16 protein-coding genes are annotated in these 15,740 nt (G+C 49.8%); 6 read left to right on the top strand and 10 right to left on the bottom strand.

Annotated features, from left to right (window positions below):
• Nucleotides 1-86: 86 nt before the first annotated feature.
• Both ABD920_RS05895 and ABD920_RS05890 read left to right on the top strand, forming a co-directional pair.
• Nucleotides 87-899, top strand: coding sequence for a hydroxypyruvate isomerase family protein (locus ABD920_RS05895; protein WP_345157490.1), 813 nt, complete (start codon nt 87-89; stop codon nt 897-899).
• A 47-nt stretch (nt 900-946) separates the two neighbouring features.
• Nucleotides 947-1,900 (top strand): sugar phosphate isomerase/epimerase family protein, encoded by a 954-nt coding sequence (locus ABD920_RS05890; protein WP_345157488.1) that lies wholly within the window; start codon nt 947-949, stop codon nt 1,898-1,900.
• Nucleotides 1,901-2,281: 381 nt separating this feature from the next.
• Here the strand turns inward: ABD920_RS05890 and ABD920_RS05885 are convergent, their stop codons facing one another.
• From ABD920_RS05885 to ABD920_RS05840, 10 genes are all read right to left on the bottom strand, one after another.
• Nucleotides 2,282-2,911, bottom strand: a complete 630-nt coding sequence (locus ABD920_RS05885) for a class I SAM-dependent methyltransferase (protein WP_345157487.1) — start codon at nt 2,909-2,911, stop codon at nt 2,282-2,284.
• Nucleotides 2,912-3,017: 106 nt separating this feature from the next.
• A complete protein-coding gene (locus ABD920_RS05880) occupies nt 3,018-3,437 on the bottom strand; it encodes a hypothetical protein (protein ID WP_345157486.1) in 420 nt (139 codons plus the stop codon).
• A gap of 78 nt (nt 3,438-3,515) precedes the next feature.
• Nucleotides 3,516-4,436 carry a DUF1835 domain-containing protein gene (locus tag ABD920_RS05875; RefSeq protein ID WP_345157484.1) on the bottom strand — a complete coding sequence of 307 codons (921 nt, stop codon included), beginning with the start codon at nt 4,434-4,436 and terminating at the stop codon, nt 3,516-3,518.
• A 172-nt stretch (nt 4,437-4,608) separates the two neighbouring features.
• Nucleotides 4,609-5,721, bottom strand: coding sequence for an AMP-binding protein (locus tag ABD920_RS05870; protein WP_345157483.1), 1,113 nt, complete (start codon nt 5,719-5,721; stop codon nt 4,609-4,611).
• A gap of 197 nt (nt 5,722-5,918) precedes the next feature.
• On the bottom strand, nt 5,919-6,743 hold the full coding sequence (menB, locus tag ABD920_RS05865; RefSeq protein WP_345157482.1) for a 1,4-dihydroxy-2-naphthoyl-CoA synthase: 825 nt from the start codon (nt 6,741-6,743) through the stop codon (nt 5,919-5,921).
• 239 nt (nt 6,744-6,982) lie between these two features.
• A complete protein-coding gene (locus ABD920_RS05860) occupies nt 6,983-7,438 on the bottom strand; it encodes a DoxX family protein (protein WP_345157481.1) in 456 nt (151 codons plus the stop codon).
• A 226-nt stretch (nt 7,439-7,664) separates the two neighbouring features.
• On the bottom strand, nt 7,665-8,123 hold the full coding sequence (locus ABD920_RS05855) for a DoxX family protein (protein ID WP_345157480.1): 459 nt from the start codon (nt 8,121-8,123) through the stop codon (nt 7,665-7,667).
• Nucleotides 8,124-8,336: 213 nt separating this feature from the next.
• Nucleotides 8,337-10,040, bottom strand: a complete 1,704-nt coding sequence (gene menD, locus ABD920_RS05850) for a 2-succinyl-5-enolpyruvyl-6-hydroxy-3-cyclohexene-1-carboxylic-acid synthase (RefSeq protein WP_345157479.1) — start codon at nt 10,038-10,040, stop codon at nt 8,337-8,339.
• A 182-nt stretch (nt 10,041-10,222) separates the two neighbouring features.
• Nucleotides 10,223-11,317, bottom strand: coding sequence for a chorismate-binding protein (locus ABD920_RS05845; protein WP_345157478.1), 1,095 nt, complete (start codon nt 11,315-11,317; stop codon nt 10,223-10,225).
• Between the two features lie 129 nt (nt 11,318-11,446).
• The gene (locus ABD920_RS05840; RefSeq protein WP_345157476.1) at nt 11,447-11,812 is read right to left on the bottom strand and encodes a PaaI family thioesterase; all 366 of its coding nucleotides are present in this window, start codon (nt 11,810-11,812) and stop codon (nt 11,447-11,449) included.
• 112 nt (nt 11,813-11,924) lie between these two features.
• Here ABD920_RS05840 and ABD920_RS05835 point away from each other — a divergent pair, with 112 nt between their 5' ends.
• The 4 genes from ABD920_RS05835 to ABD920_RS05820 all read left to right on the top strand — a co-directional run bounded on the left by ABD920_RS05835 (nt 11,925) and on the right by ABD920_RS05820 (nt 15,659).
• A complete protein-coding gene (locus tag ABD920_RS05835) occupies nt 11,925-12,563 on the top strand; it encodes a histidine phosphatase family protein (protein WP_345157475.1) in 639 nt (212 codons plus the stop codon).
• 110 nt (nt 12,564-12,673) lie between these two features.
• Nucleotides 12,674-14,410, top strand: coding sequence for a pyruvate dehydrogenase complex dihydrolipoamide acetyltransferase (locus tag ABD920_RS05830; protein WP_345157474.1), 1,737 nt, complete (start codon nt 12,674-12,676; stop codon nt 14,408-14,410).
• Nucleotides 14,411-14,569: 159 nt separating this feature from the next.
• Complete coding sequence (locus tag ABD920_RS05825; protein WP_345157473.1) at nt 14,570-15,052, top strand: RNA polymerase sigma factor; 483 nt, start codon at nt 14,570-14,572, stop codon at nt 15,050-15,052.
• A gap of 76 nt (nt 15,053-15,128) precedes the next feature.
• Nucleotides 15,129-15,659, top strand: coding sequence for a hypothetical protein (locus tag ABD920_RS05820; RefSeq protein WP_345157472.1), 531 nt, complete (start codon nt 15,129-15,131; stop codon nt 15,657-15,659).
• Nucleotides 15,660-15,740: the final 81 nt, after the last annotated feature.

Below are 15,740 nucleotides of genomic sequence, written 5' to 3'. Positions count from 1 at the left end.
TAATTTACCTTATGCCACAGCACCCTAACAGAAGATCTGTCATAAAAAATGTTTTAGCAGGCACAGCAGCCGTAACCACAGCGGGTATGTTACATCCTCTAGCGGCGTTTGCCGAAAAGACTTCTGCCTTTAAATTGAAGGGAAACATTAACCACTCCGTCTGCCGCTGGTGTTTCGACGGGTTGTCTGTAGAAGAACTTTGCGCTGCCGCCAAGGACATGGGCATTAAAGGGATTGACCTTGTAGGGCCAAAAGACTGGCCTATTTTGCAGAAGCACGGATTAGAATCCACGATGTGTAACGGGGCAGAGATTAGCCTCACAGAAGGTTGGAATGATCCAAAACACCATGCTACCCTGATTAAGAATTATTCGGATATGATACCGCGTGTGGCCAAAGCAGGATACAAGAACCTCATCTGCTTTAGTGGCAACCGTAAAGGCATGGACGATGCTACAGGACTTAAAAACTGCGCTGAGGGCCTGAAGAAGGTGCTGCCGCTGGCAGAGAAGCACAAGGTGGTGCTGGTGATGGAACTGCTGAACAGCAAAATTAACCACAAAGACTACATGTGCGACCACACGGCTTGGGGGGTGGAACTGGCCAAAGCAACCGGTTCTGAGAATTTCAAACTGCTTTACGACATTTACCATATGCAGATTGATGAGGGTGATGTAATCCGCACCATCAAAGACAGCCACCCATATATAGCCCACTACCACACCGCAGGCGTGCCGGGTCGTAACGAGATCGATGAGTCGCAGGAGTTGAATTATCCTGCTATCATGAGAGCCATCAAAGATACCGGCTTCAAAGGTTTTGTAGCCCAGGAGTTTATACCTGCAAAACCTGATAAGCTTGCTTCACTGCGACATGCAATTCAGATATGCGACGTTTAACTTTTTGATAAATAGATACATCCATACTTACACTTCAACTAAAGCTAATGAATAAAAGACGATCTTTTCTGCGCCAGGCGGGTTTACTATCTGCCGGTGTATTCCTGACTCCTGCCATTATCTCGTGCAGTTCAAATACCGAAAATGCCGAGGAAACTGCTACGGCAGAAGCAGATGCTGATGCAGCCACTACTGAAACAGCATCTGATGCCGTTATTGGTTTACAGTTGTACTCTTTGCGCGATCAGATCAAAGCGGAAGGTATTGAAGCTGTGATCCCCAAAGTTGCCGCAGCAGGGTATAAGGAGGTTGAGACTTATGGCTACTCCAAAGAGAATGGCTTCTGGGGCTTAGATGCGAATGCATTCAATGAGCTGCTGAAAGCGAATAACCTGACGAGCCCAAGCGGACACTATGGTTTGGATCCTTATTTAGGAGGTGGTAATGAGGAACTGCTGCAGTCTTATATAGACGCCGCCAAAACAATCGGACAGACCTATATCACCATTCCTTACCTGGGTGACAATCTTCGACAGGATGCAGCCGGCTATAAAAAATTAGCGCAGCGCATCAACGAGGCTGCTAAAAAGGTGAATGATGAGGGCCTGAAGCTGGCTTACCATAATCACGATTTCGAGTTCAAGCAATTTGGTGACACCACAGGATATGAGATTCTGCTGAGCGAAACCGACCCTGAACTGGTGAAGATGGAGTTAGACCTGTATTGGGCTTACAGAGCAGACAAAGACCCTGTTGCCATGATGCAGGAACACCCAGGCCGTTTTGTGATGTGGCATGTGAAGGACATGGACAAAAACGACAAGTCACTAAATACGGAAATAGGAAGCGGTAGCATTGATTACAAAACTTTGTTCTCGAAAGTACAGGCTGAGGCGGAGCACATCTTTGTGGAGCAGGAGAACTTTGCTGCAGGTATGGATCCTTACAAGAGCATCAGCCAAAGCCACGACTACATTGTCAATAACCTGCTGAATTCTTAAGATTAAGGAATAGCAGGATTAATTTATAAAAGCACCCTTTCCCGGACCTCATTATTTACTGCAGGCCGAGGGGAGGGTGTTTTTTATTATTAAAGAATGACAGGAGGTTCTTTAGCAACAGGAACCGGTTATACACCTTATATCCCATCTCCTCCTTACTTAGCTGTTCTTCTGAACACACCCTTGCACCTCCCAGGAGGGGACGCTGTAGAAAGGTGAAATGCATTACGAAAAACCTACCGCTATTATTGCTAATAGATACTAAAGGCTGTTATTATTAAGTTGATGAAAACCAGGTGTTTAATAATTTGGTTTGTCCGGTAATGAATCCAAAAGTGTTTCGAGTTGATGTGGATATGATCATACCTGTTTTAACAAATGTTAAATAAAGGTTTTCTGCAGTACCCAGGTCGTCATGCTTCTGTCATGCTCCACCAACACTGTTTTTAAGGGCTCCAGCCAAGTTGCTCCAAGCGAGGTGGTGATGGAACGGATCAATTCTTCATCGGCTAAAAACCAAGCTGGGCCATGCGGCATCTGATAGTGCCTTCCATGTAGTTGCTGCAGCTTTCCGGCAATTCCAATCGTTGTGCTAAGGCGGCAGAAAAACATGCCACCTGGTTGCAGCACCCGCCAAAGCTCTTTGAGCATGCGCCTGAAATGGTCTTCGTCTTTTGAGAAATGAAGTACCGCGCTGCAGAGCACTGCATCAAACTGCCCGTCATCGAAAGGCAGCTGGGCTAAATCTGCGACTACAAAGTTTTCCGGTGAAAGTTCGGGTGCCACCTGCCGGGCGAGTTGGCGAACTGCCCCTATGGCTTCACCCGAAACATCTGCTCCGTAGACAGTGACACCTGCCTCCATCAGGTACTGCACGTTGCGGCCTTCCCCACATCCTGCATCCAGAACCTGCGAACCTTTTTTAATTCGCCCTTTTAGCAGCTGATCGAACAGGTATATGTCTATGTTACTGAACAGGCCGGGTAAATCAGTAAGAGCAGGCGCTGGCATTGGTTATTATCAGTTATAGAAGGAGAAGTTATTATATTTCATTGTCATTATACTAATAGCCCGGGCACTTATATAAGCTTGGGCTATTCCTATAACAGCCTGAATTTTATTTGCCTACCTTAAATTTCGTCCAGTAGGTAGTGTCGCTTGTTTTTACTTCGATCAGATAAGTATCTGGACGCAACTTGCCGACGTTATAGCGCCACGATGATTGCTTCGAAGAAATACTGACCGACTTTTGATATACAATTTTTCCTGCTCTGTTCTTGATCTCAAGTACGCCGTTTTCCTTTAAGTCCTGGCTGAAGTTTAGTTCGTAGGTACCCTTCTTAGCGGGATATAAATGAATGCCGGAGAGCGTTTCGAACTTATTGTCGCTGCTGCCATATGCATTTACCAGCACGTGTTGTTTCTGCTGCGACGGCATTTTAGTGATCTTTTTTTGTGCCGACGTAAAACTAAAGATAGAGGCAGTGAGGGGGAGGCTTAGTGCGAGCACCAGCGTATACTTTTGCTTTAACTTCATAATCTTTTCTTAAAAGTACAGGTGTAGCAGGTTATATGCAGATTTGGGGCCAGAAATCTGCAACGAAGCAGTAGCTGATCAGGATTTCTGAAGCAACTGGCTCTTATCGTCGAAACAGTAAAAATCGGCTGGCTTTATGAGCACGCCTCCAAGCCACTTGCTTTCTGGTACAAGAGCTTTTTTCCCCTGCAGCAACTGCTTCCCAACTGTAGAAATAGTTAGATGGTTTTCTTCCTGGTCAATTGCTGGCTGAAGGCGTTGCAGGATGTGTTCTAACTGTGAATCTCCGTAGCCATAGCCATTTCCAGATTCTGTTTCCCAGAATTTTTTTAGCAGTTCTTCTTTTGTAAACCTTTCCGTCTGCAACAACTCCAGCAACACCCGTTCCGGATAGTTTAAACCATTTCCGCAGTCGGGAAAGCGACGAAGGTGCAGATGCAGTGCCTGCTGCAGATGTGGCAGCAAGATAATGTTTTCCGTTAGGTAACGCTGCAGTTCCAGCGGATCAGGGCTGGCGTAGAGCAGCCATATCGCATGAGCCTGCTTTTGCTGTGAATCTGAGAGTTGGAGTCTGTTTTCAAATAGCTGCTGCAGCTCTTTTGGTTTCATCAGACCAATGCTTTGCCCTGGCGGTGGCGTACAAATGGAGATTATTTTCGGATGTTGTCGGGACAGATGATGCAGCAGGTAAAGCAGGTTTACCTGGCACATCAGGTCTGCGTCGAACCAAAGCACAACCTCGAACATGCCGCCCGATGCCCTTAGCTTCGGCAGCTCCTGCAGCACTTTTTCCTGATAGCCTTCAGGGGATTCAAGGTAAGTAGCTGTTATATAGGCCTGCCGCTGTTGCCAGAATTCTTGCTCGGGGAGGGAGGCTACAGCCGGGCCTTCGGATAAAACCTCCCGCCACACCAGCACCTTGCCCGGAATGTTTGCCGTGGTAAAGACGGGCATCGTCCCATCCCCATTTAGTACGTGCAAGGTTGAAAGCTTCTTCATGGCAGGTTTAAATGATGATGCTAAGTGTATATGCGCATACTGCTATTCCAGAATTAACAACCTTAAGTATATATAAGTATTTGTTAAGTAGATAGTTAGGTAGTAACCCATAAAGATTTTATTCTTCTCCTGCTTATCCCATTGAAGCAGCAAAGCCAACTTTTATATACGCCTAATCAGTGGGTAAGCCCATTTTGCGCATGGTGGTTTGACGGGAGATTTTTCCGGTGGCTGTTTCTGAGAAAGATGGTGTGTAAAGAATTTGTTTCGGAACCTCAAACTTTTGCAGCAGCGCATGCAGCCGGCGGAAGAGCTCCTGCTCTTGAGCCGGCGCCAGTTGCCCGCCTTCTATTAGCAGCACAATTTTTTCACCTAAGAGTTCGTCCGGTTGTGGGGCAACAAAGAACCGGGGCGACTCAACTGCATCGGAAAAAGCCTCAGCGACAGCTAACTCTACTTTCTCCACCTGTACTTTCACGCCGCCCGTGTTGATGATGTTATCGAGGCGACCAATCCAACGGAAGCGGGTAGGGGTGAGGAGCTCTACGATATCATTTGTCACCAGTAGTTCCTTGTTTGTGACATCGCCTAGAATGGTCAGGCAGCCACGTTTGTCGATGCCAATTTTTATATTGTCCAGCACGTCGTAATAATCAGCTGCACCCGGTCCGTTGAGGCGGCGAACGGCGATATGGGAGGCGGTTTCGGTCATCCCGTACGTCAGGTAAATGGGTGTCGCTATGCGCTGGAGCTCCCGGTGCAGGGAAAGGGAAACAGGAGCGCCGCCAACCAGAATCCCTTTTGCCCGGTTCAGCTGTGGCAGCGCCTCAGGCGTTTCGTGCAGAATTGTTTGCAACTGCATCGGCACAAAGGAAGTGAAGTCGATTTTCTGCTCGCGTCCCAGCAGGGTTAGCGGGTTACCGATTGGCTCCACAATTGTCATCTGCAGTTCCCCCATGAAGCCCCGCACCAGCATCATCATTCCGGCTATAAAATCAGTGTTCAGGCATATAAACGCTTGATCGCCAGGCGCCAGGTTCAGCAACTTTATAGTGCGGCGGGCGCTCGCCTCCATCTGTTGCCGCGTCAGGCTGATCGTTTTCGGGACCCCCGTCGAGCCCGAAGTCTGCATTGGGAACTCCTGCACGCCATTCAGCCAGTTGCGGCAGAACTCCAGCGTCTTGGTTTCATAGCCGTTCAGGGGAATGCTGTTGCGGAAGGAATATTCGGAGATCTCGTCGTAGTAAAATTTATTACCGTTCAGGAGAAGATACTTTTCAGCCATGCATGTAGATGTTCTTTTCAATCCTTGATATATAGCAGGCAAAGCTGTTACGATGAGATTAAATATTTACCTGTATGCAGCTTCACCTTAAAAAAAAGCAGGCAAGCGTGTCTTACACTTTGCCTGCTTTATAAGCACATATAACCCTTAGCCTTAAAGCAGTTATATATAGGATAGTCTATTCTGGTTGACTTTGGTTAAGGAAATTTTGGGTATTTAGAAAAGTCCGGCTTGCGCTTCTCGAGAAATGCGTCTTTGCCTTCTTTCGCCTCGTCAGAAAGGTAATACAGCAGCGTCGCATCACCGGCCAGCTGCTGGATCCCTGCCTGCCCATCAAGTTCTGCATTGAAGGAGGCCTTTAACATACGAAGGGCCAAAGGGCTACGCTCCAGCATTTTCTCGCACCAGGCAATTGTTGTTTCCTCCAGCCGATCGAGCGGAACCACCTTGTTCACCAGCCCCATCTCATGTGCTTCCTGTGCATCGTATTGGTCGCAAAGAAACCATATTTCGCGGGCTTTTTTCTGGCCAACGACACGTGCCAGGTAGGAGGCCCCGAAACCGCCGTCGAAAGACCCTACTTTGGGGCCGGTCTGGCCGAAACGAGCATTTACAGCGGCGATGGTCAGGTCGCACACCACGTGCAGCACATGCCCGCCGCCAATCGCCCAGCCAGCCACCATGGCCACCACAGGCTTCGGGATGCGACGGATCTGCATCTGCAGGTCCAGCACGTTCAGGCGTGGCACTGCATCTTCGCCTATATACCCGCCATGCCCCCGCACGCTCTGATCACCCCCGCTGCAGAAGGCATTCCCCCCTTCGCCAGTTAGGATCACTACGCCCACGTCCGGGTTTTGGCGGGCCAGTTCCATGGCCTCGCTCATCTCCGTTACCGTGAGCGGTGTGAAGGCATTGTGGACCTCAGGCCTGTTAATGCTGATTTTGGCGATGCCGTTGTAGAATTGGAAAAGAATTTCCTTATACTCTTTGAGGGTAGTCCAGTTGTATTTGCTTTCCATGTATAATTGTTTCAGTATAAAACAGGCGATAGCAGCCTTACGCGTGCTCCGCATCTACATGTAAAAGTACGACTTTGCGCCAATTGTTTAAAGGCAGCTGCGCCTTTTAAACGCAGATATAACTGAAAAAATCGATATGCCACCAACCAGCTTGTTACGGCACCAAAAAAATACAGCAACAAAGTAATATGCAGCACCAAAAATGGCGCTGTTTCAAGAAAAGAAGGGGAAACATCGTGTTAATAGAGCCAGTCTTTCTCTGATCTGTGGATGGCGTGGTCCACTGAAAAGCGGCCTGAGCCAAAAATCAGGAAAAAGACCAGCAGCAGCAGCACAATGATGGAAGACCACAATTCTGTGTTTTCAGAGTAAAAACCCCTATCCGGATTCACGAAGAATACCGCCCCAATCAGGATAGGCAACTGGAAAAGTATCGCAGCCCTGGTTTTCAATCCCATTGCAATCATGGCGCCACCCGCCAGGTGCACCATGGCTACGTAATGGGCTAATCCCACCGATACCCAAGGGAACTCGCTCTTTCGAAGGATGGCCATCAAGGCGCTTGTGTCCTGGATGAACATGACTCCTTTGATGAAGAGGAAAATACCTAGCCCAATGCGAAGGAAATCGAGCCATATCGGATGGTGGGTATCTGCCCAACGTTCCATTTGGTTCATGTTTTGTGACAGGTTCATGGCTGTATAGTTTAAGTAATAGACTGAAATTTAATATTTTAAACGAATATTAATAGGATAGGTGCAGGTATATGGGGAAATTATTATAGAAGAATCCAGATACCCTCATATTAGGGAATGGGTTAAAAGAAAGTTGATCTATAGATGGCGCTAAAATAAAAACGCAGCCGCTCTTACCTGTAAGGGTACGTGCGGCTGCAGGCTGTTAAACAGTCACATTGCCTTTTCAGGAAGGTTGATCCGGATGCTTCTGCCGCAGGATTTTGTTATCAACGGAATAACGCCCCGGCCCCACGATCATGAAGAACAGGAGCAGGCCAGTTACAATAATAGAGAGCCATAACTCGGTATTACCCACATGCACCCCCCGTTGCGGGTTTACAATCAGCACTGCCCCGATCAGGATTGGAAACTGGCAAAGCAGCGCGAGGCGCGTCAGGCAGCCAAACGCAATCATCAGCCCACCTACTATATGGACGACGCTGGTGAGGATGGTTGCTCTCTCTAGCGAGAGGATGTCCTGGCTCGAGCTTAATATATAAAACACGTCGCTGGTGTGCTCCAGAAACATAATCCCCTTCAAAAAAAGGAAAAGACCCAGCAGGATGCGCAAGCCATCCATCCAGACGGGGTTGCTGGCACTGTTTACGCGCCCTGAGTGCTGCATATCATGTGCTACGTTCATATCTATAGGCTTAGTTTAAACGAATGCTATATATATGAATGTACGATTTTCAGGTAAGACATGACAGTTTTTGAGCGGTTAATTGCTTTTATATGCGGTCAAAAACTTTGTAAAATATATAAGTCCACGCTTATAAAAAAAGCCACAAAGTGAAGCAGCTATTAATGCTCAACGGTACTGCTAGTTTACCAAAAGAATGGAGGAGGGAACCTCTCAAAGTGAAACTGCCTCGCGTGCAGCCTGCTTATATGCTGCAAAAGCTTCTGCATTTGCTACGCTGTCAGTGAAAATTTCCAGTATACCCGGCCCGGCCGCAGAAGAGAAGAAAACAGGAAGCACCTTTTCTAGTTCGTGCAGGCTACGGACGGCAGCGTAATCCATCTTAAAGTCTCGGGCCGTATTTTGTGCGTCGAGCGCCTGGTGCGTTTCAAAGTACGGTGCCAGCTCCGGCTGCTGCTTCGGTCCGTCTATTAACCGAAAAATTCCGCCCGCGTGGTTGTTGAGCAGCACGATCCGGAGGTTTTCCGGGAGATAGTTGTGCCACAGCCCGTTACGGTCATAGAAAAAGGCGAGGTCACCGGTCAGGAGCGTGGTGATGCCCTTACTGGTAAGCGCGCAGCCGACGGCAGTGCTGGTGCTGCCGTCTATGCCACTGGTGCCCCGGTTAGCATAAACGGCTACCTGTTGCTCCGGCTGCAGCGCCAGGATATTGGCGTAACGCACAGACATGCTGTTGGCCAGGTGCAGGTTGCTTTGTTGCGGCAATTCCGCCAGCACCCGCCCCACCACAGCGAGCTCGCTGAATGCTGCGCTGCCTGTATAGTCCGTAAGAAATCTGCCAGCCTTCTCATCCATATACTTCCATGCATTGGTGAAAGTGTTGGAGGGGCTTGGGTCTTTTGTGACAGCTTTGAAGAATTCTGAAGGAGCACAGCGGATGATCTTTGACAGGGACTGAAAGGTATCAGCTACCTGCCCGGCCTGCTGCAGGTGCCAGTGTGCTTTTGGTTTGTATTTCCGGAGGTATAATTTCAGGCTCTTGGAAATGACGGATTTCCCGAATGTCAGCAGCAGGTCTGGCTGCAACTTCGCTAGTCGTTCCTCATTCGTGCAGGAGAAAATAACATCCTGATGCCGCACCGTCCCGGGACTCTGCTGCACATTACTGATGATGTCGCCCACCACTACAGCACTGGTGGCTTGAGCAAAATTTTCCAGCGTTCGCACCAGCTCCATATCAAGTTGATGTTGGCCCGCTACTATCAGTATGCGCTTGTATGCCTGTAATTCCTGAACGAAACGCTGGGCCTGCAGGTCACTTAAGGTATATATAGGTTGTTCTTCTTCAATCACCTTGATGCTGTCGCTGTAAGTAACAGTTTCACCCAGAGCAGGGTAGAAAGGCTCCCGCAGCGGAATATTAATGTGCACAGGCCCAGCTGGAAAAGCGACCGCCTCATTCAGCGCTTCCGACACCAAGCGCGCGCTGTGCCACACCGCATCCGGGTGAGCTATATCCACTGGGAAGGTATAGCTCTGCTTTATATGCCGGCCATATACCTCCTGTTGCCGAATAGTTTGCCCGTCCAGCTGGTCTATCCATTCCGGTGGCCGGTCAGCGGTGAGCACCAGCAGCGGTACCTGCTGAAAATAAGCCTCTGCCACAGCAGGCGCATAGTTAAGTGCGGCTGTGCCGGAAGTACACACCAGCACTGTAGGCTTTCCTGTTGTCATGGCCATACCCAAAGCGATAAAGGCTGCGGATCGCTCGTCGCTCACTGTGCGTACAGTCAGCTTCGGGTGCCGGGCAAAGGCAATGGTAAGTGGGGCGCAGCGCGATCCGGGTGACAGCACCACCTGCTCCACTCCCTTGCGGGCACAAATATCGGCTATGTTAACAACAGGTTGAATGAGCATGTGGTGTCCTTTATCGTTGTTCGTTTTTCGATTTTAAGAGTTGTTGTTCGTTATATATTCATAACTCATTTCTATATATAAATCCTGCGGGAATAAGGTAGTCTATCCAAAAATAGCTAACTGAGAGGCGCTCTTTTGATTTACATATAGGAAAAAGAACAACCTAAAACCTACAGCGAATATCAAAATTGAGCCAGAATCCGTCGCATTGTTTGCATTTTGTGCTGCGTTTCCAGCCACTCTTTTTGGGGATTTGATTCGGCCGTGATGCCAGCACCGGCAAATAGAATCGCTTTTTCCTCCAGCAACTCCATGCAGCGCAGGTTCACGTACAGGTGCGTGCCGGAGGTGCTATTGACAGGGCCCAGGAAGCCGCTGTAGTAACTGCGGTCAAACCCTTCGTTCTCCAGGATGAACTGCAGGGCCGGATCTTTCGGCAGGCCGCATACAGCTGACGTGGGATGCAGCAACTGCAGCATATCGGAGGCCAGCGTCGGGAAATCCACTTCCTTCAGGTCTACCCTGAAATCGGTTCGCAGGTGCATCAGGTTGCCGGCAATGATAGTGCGTGGACCCACTTCGGTATAATCACGCATGCGCAGCGCCTTAAAGCTTTTCAAGACATAGCGCTCTACCATGGCCTGCTCCTCAATCTCTTTCTGCCGCCAGATGGCCGTCGCCACCGACTCACCGGCTGCTGCCGGCTGTGTGCCCGCCAGCGCCACCGTGTGGAATACTTTTTCCTCGTTCACGCTCACCAGTATCTCCGGGGAGGCGCCCATCCACGTCCCGACGCCCGGAATGGAAACCAGCGAAACAAAGGCCCTGGGATATTCCTGCTCCATGGCCTCCAGCGCAGCAACCGGACTAAATCCGGCTGGAAGCTGCTCTCCAATGTCGCGGGACAGCACCACCTTCTCCATTTCGCCGGCCCGGATGGCCTCTATTGCTTTAACAACAGCGCCGGTAAAGCATTTTTCCTGCTGGTAAACGTGCTGCGCAGCAGGGGCGGAGATATGCCAGTTGTTCTCCGGTTCCGCTTCCATGGCTGCACGGAAAGCTTTTACCACTGCCGCGGGTGTTTCAGGTGCGGCGCTGAGAATGCCTGACGCAGCATTATAGTGGAGGTCGGCTTTGAGGAAAAGTTTCTGGTGCTTCCCCTGCTCCGCAAACGGACAAAATAAAAAACCAAAGGGGCTCTGCTCCAGGTCAGGCTGCGGCACCACCGCATTTGGCCGCAGCGCGATGCAGGCCTCCACCTCTCCGGAATCGGGCAACCGCCAGACAGCAATGGATAAATTCTGAGATATAGCTGTTTTGAAAATACGATCTAACGAACTGCTTTGCGGGGGAAACCCCATATTTATATGTCCTGAAGAATAAATAGCCTCTTCTGTATGCATTGTTTATTTTTTATCTATGATAGCCACAGTCATGCGACAGATGCACACCAGGTCACCAGGCTCAGTGGTAATCCTAGTTTCCCATACCTGTGTGCTGCGCCCGGCATGCAAGGCGGTGGCCCTGGCATATACCCAGCCCTCGCGCACGCTGCGGATATGGTTCGCATTGATTTCTAAACCAATACAATCCTTCTTTGTTAGATCAACCTGAAGGGCGGCCCCCATGCTCGCCAGCGACTCTGCCAGCACGACGGAGGCGCCCCCGTGCAGCAGCCCCATGGGTTGGTGGGTGCGCTTGTCGACAGGCATTTTGCCACATACATAATCCTTGCCAACCTCTGTTATTTCTATCCCTAAATAGTCAATCATGGTGTTCTGGCACCACTGTTTTACCTGTTCTAACGTAGTTATATTTTTCTGTACAGACATAGATGCCTAAATTAGGGCTAAATTGAAGTAAAACAGCAAAAGTAGAAGAATTTTGAGTAACAAGAAAGTATACCTTATCCGACACGGGCAAACCGATTACAACCTGCAGAGCATCGTGCAGGGCAGCGGCATCAACTCCTCCCTAAACGCCACCGGCTGGCGGCAGGCCCAGTTGTTTTATGAGCATTACAAGGATGTGCCGTTCGATAAAGTATATACCTCCACCCTACAGCGCAGCATTCAGTCGGTACAGGGCTTCCTGGACCTGGGGCTGCCGCACGAGCAGCACGCCGGCCTGAACGAGATCCACTGGGGCACCCGCGAAGGCACACGCATGACGCCGGAGGAGGACAAATACTATTATGATATTTTGCAGACCTGGCGAAACGGCAACTGCGGGGTATGCATAGAAGGAGGGGAGAGCCCGGAGCTGGTGGCTGCAAGACAAAGGCCGTTTATAGACCTGCTCCTGAGCCGGCCTGAGGAGGAAACCGTGCTGATCTGCATGCACGGCCGCGCAATGCGTGTCCTGCTGTGCAACCTGCTACATTACCCGCTTCGCTGCATGGACGAGTTCGAGCACCTGAACCTGTGCCTCTACCAGCTCGATTATACCGGCAGCATATTCACTGTGAAGAAGTACTGCGATGTGACGCACCTGCAGGAGGCGCAGGAAGAACTTTTGCCATAATGAGGCCTGCTAACAAATAAGAAGCATATAGTTTGAATAAAATATTTTTAAAACTAAATTTGGGCTGATAATATAAAGACCAATTGGGCGAATAATATAAGACGAAATATATGGCTGAAGTTATAAGAATGCCCAAGATGAGCGACACGATGACTGAGGGGGTGATTGCATCTTGGCTGAAGAAAGAAGGCGATAAGGTGAGCTCCGGCGATATCCTGGCCGAGGTGGAAACCGATAAGGCGACAATGGAGCTGGAATCTTACGAAGATGGAACACTTTTATACATCGGTCCGAAGAAGGGGGATTCTGTACCAGTGGATGCCGTGATCGCAATCCTTGGGAAGGAAGGGGAAGATATAAAAGGGTTGCTGGAGGAGCTGAAAGGTGGCGGACAGCCCGCTGCCAAGGCTGAACCGGCTGCCAAAGCCGAAACGAAGGAAGATAAGCCACAGGAAGAGAAGCCGGTGGAAACCAAGCCTGCCGCCGCCAGAGAAGAAGCCCCTGCCAAACCGGCTGTGGATGTAAGCAACATCAAGGCGAACATCATCCGCATGCCAAAAATGAGTGACACCATGACAGAAGGTGTGCTCGTGAGCTGGCTGAAAAAACAGGGAGACAAAGTGAAGTCCGGGGATATACTGGCGGAAGTGGAAACTGACAAAGCGACCATGGAGCTGGAATCCTATGAGGACGGCACGCTGCTTTACCTCGGTGTGAAAGAAGGTGAATCAGTAGCCGTAGACGCCATCATCGCCATCATCGGGGAAGAAGGCGCAAACTATAAAGCCTTGCTGGATGCCGCCTCCTCCAACAATCAGCCACGCGAGGAGAATGCACAGACAGATGAGGCCATCGAGGCTGGCGTAGAAGCCGTAACCTCTCAGGAAGTAGAAGAGGAGAAAGTTCCTGGGGCGGAGGCCGCCGCCAATGGCGCAGCTGCAACGTCTGAAGACGGCCGTATCAAAGCATCGCCATTGGCAAAGAAAGTGGCACAGGACAAAGGCTACAACCTATCACAGATAAAAGGCTCTGGTGAGGGTGGCCGCATCGTGCTGCGCGACATCGAGAACTTTACACCTTCTACCGCGGCACCGCAGCAACAGGCGGCTACTAAAACAGCTGCCCCGCAGGCTGCCCCGGCTGCCGCTATCCCTGGCCTTCCTTCAGAAGCCTATGAGGAAGTGAACGTATCGCAGATGCGCAAGGTGATTGCGCGTCGCCTGTCCGAAAGCCTTTTCACTGCACCGCATTTCTACCTCACCATGGAGATTGACATGGACAGAGCCATGGAGGCGCGGGTGAGCATGAACGAGGTGTCACCGGTGAAGGTATCCTTTAATGACCTTGTGATCAAAGCGGCTGCCGCTGCGCTTCGCCAGCACCCGGCTGTGAACACCTCGTGGTTAGGCGATAAGATCCGTTATAACAAAAACATCAATATAGGAGTGGCAGTAGCGGTGGAAGAAGGCCTTTTGGTGCCGGTGGTACGCAATGCGGATTTCAAATCGCTTTCTGCCATCTCTGCCGAGGTAAAAGACTTCGGGGCTAGAGCGAAGAGCAAAAAGCTGCAGCCATCCGACTGGGAGGGAAGCACCTTTACCATCTCTAACCTGGGCATGTTCGGCATCGAGGAGTTCACCGCCATCATCAACCCGCCGGACGCTTGTATCATGGCAGTGGGCGGCATCAAGCAGACGCCAGTGGTGAAAAATGGTGAAATCAGGATTGGTAACGTCATGAAAGTAACACTCTCCTGCGACCACCGTGTAGTGGATGGTGCGGTAGGGTCTGCTTTCCTACAAACCTTTAAGAACCTGTTGGAGAACCCGGTTAGGATATTGGTGTAACTACCTTACATCCTATAGCACAGAAAAGCCTCTTCGGAAACGGAGAGGCTTTTCTATTTTCAAAGCCTCTCAAGCATTATGAGCGTGTAGGATAATTTTACAAAATCACTGTAAGTTATTGGTGTCCGCCGCGACTACTATATAAAGTCCCCCCATCAATTGGAAAAAGAATTCTTACAAATCGTCTCCCGGCACCAGGGCATCCTGCTGAAGATCTGCAGGATGTACGGCAACAACCGCGATGAAGCGGAGGATCTCTTCCAGGAGATCGTGCTGCAACTGTGGCGTTCTTACCCCGGCTTCCGGCACGAGGCAAAAGTGACTACCTGGATGTACCGCCTGGCGCTGAACACGGCCATCACCAGCCTCCGCAGGAGCAGCCACAGCGTGAAATGGCAGCCACTAAAACTGCAGCACCTGAACTTCTCGGAGCCAGCAGCCAACCGGCTTGACGTGGAATACGATCAGGAACTGCAAAAGGCCATTAACGCACTGAATAAGCTGGACAAGGCCCTGGTGATGCTTTACCTGGATGAAAAAAGCTACCGCGAAATGGCAGAAATCATGGAGATGTCAGAGTCGAATATTGGTGTGAAGATCAACAGAATCAAAAAGAAATTAAAAGAAACCCTTAACCCTTGAGTATATGGAACTAGATGACTTAAAGGCTACATGGCAGCGCGAGACGGAAAACAATGCTCACTTACCCTATAAAACAATGGAACAGCTTCAACAGATTTTGAACAGCAGAACAGAGGATATGGTCACTTCCCTGAAGCGGAAGTACGAGAAAATTATCAGCATTATGCTGGGCGGGATGCTGCTCTTCGTGCTGGTGCATCCCATCCTCACCGATGGCTTTACCTATCCGGGGTCGATCAACGGCTTCGTGAAGGCTATGTTCTTTTACGTGGTACTACTTATTTTTTACTGGCAGAAACTAAAGAACATCAACCACCTGCAGCTCAGTGACCATATAAAGGAGCGCATGGAGCAGCTTTTACTAATGCTACAGCGGAATTACCGGACGGAGGTGATATTTGTCGTGGCATTTTTCGTCGGTGTAATTTTCATCGGCAGGTTCTTTTACGGCAAGGGGCTACAGGACCTGGACGACACGGGCGTGCTCATCGGGTTACCGTTGGCCATTTTGTTTTCAGGGGCGATGGTATACCTTATTATCAGGCGCTACCGGGGAAAGATTAAGGAAATGAAAGCGTACCTGGCTGAATATGAGCATGCGGCTTAAGCGGGATATATAAGCGTAGAATTTATATATAGCTTACTTGGGCGTGTTCAGCTTTACGGACTGCGGTGCGTGATGCTATAT

Source organism: Pontibacter saemangeumensis, from assembly GCF_039541895.1.
Lineage (GTDB): Bacteria > Bacteroidota > Bacteroidia > Cytophagales > Hymenobacteraceae > Pontibacter > Pontibacter saemangeumensis.
Note: the sequence above shows the minus strand (reverse complement) of the source record. Positions and strands in the feature narration are given on the sequence as shown.

Coding starts and splice junctions, on each gene's coding strand:
- ABD920_RS05895 (WP_345157490.1), top strand. CDS start 87: ATGTTACATCCTCTAGCGGCGTTTGCCGAAAAGACTTCTGCCTTTAAA.
- ABD920_RS05890 (WP_345157488.1), top strand. CDS start 947: ATGAATAAAAGACGATCTTTTCTGCGCCAGGCGGGTTTACTATCTGCC.
- ABD920_RS05885 (WP_345157487.1), bottom strand. CDS start 2,911: ATGCCAGCGCCTGCTCTTACTGATTTACCCGGCCTGTTCAGTAACATA.
- ABD920_RS05880 (WP_345157486.1), bottom strand. CDS start 3,437: ATGAAGTTAAAGCAAAAGTATACGCTGGTGCTCGCACTAAGCCTCCCC.
- ABD920_RS05875 (WP_345157484.1), bottom strand. CDS start 4,436: ATGAAGAAGCTTTCAACCTTGCACGTACTAAATGGGGATGGGACGATG.
- ABD920_RS05870 (WP_345157483.1), bottom strand. CDS start 5,721: ATGGCTGAAAAGTATCTTCTCCTGAACGGTAATAAATTTTACTACGAC.
- menB (WP_345157482.1), bottom strand. CDS start 6,743: ATGGAAAGCAAATACAACTGGACTACCCTCAAAGAGTATAAGGAAATT.
- ABD920_RS05860 (WP_345157481.1), bottom strand. CDS start 7,438: ATGAACCTGTCACAAAACATGAACCAAATGGAACGTTGGGCAGATACC.
- ABD920_RS05855 (WP_345157480.1), bottom strand. CDS start 8,123: ATGAACGTAGCACATGATATGCAGCACTCAGGGCGCGTAAACAGTGCC.
- menD (WP_345157479.1), bottom strand. CDS start 10,040: ATGCTCATTCAACCTGTTGTTAACATAGCCGATATTTGTGCCCGCAAG.
- ABD920_RS05840 (WP_345157476.1), bottom strand. CDS start 11,812: ATGATTGACTATTTAGGGATAGAAATAACAGAGGTTGGCAAGGATTAT.
- ABD920_RS05830 (WP_345157474.1), top strand. CDS start 12,674: ATGGCTGAAGTTATAAGAATGCCCAAGATGAGCGACACGATGACTGAG.
- ABD920_RS05820 (WP_345157472.1), top strand. CDS start 15,129: ATGGAACAGCTTCAACAGATTTTGAACAGCAGAACAGAGGATATGGTC.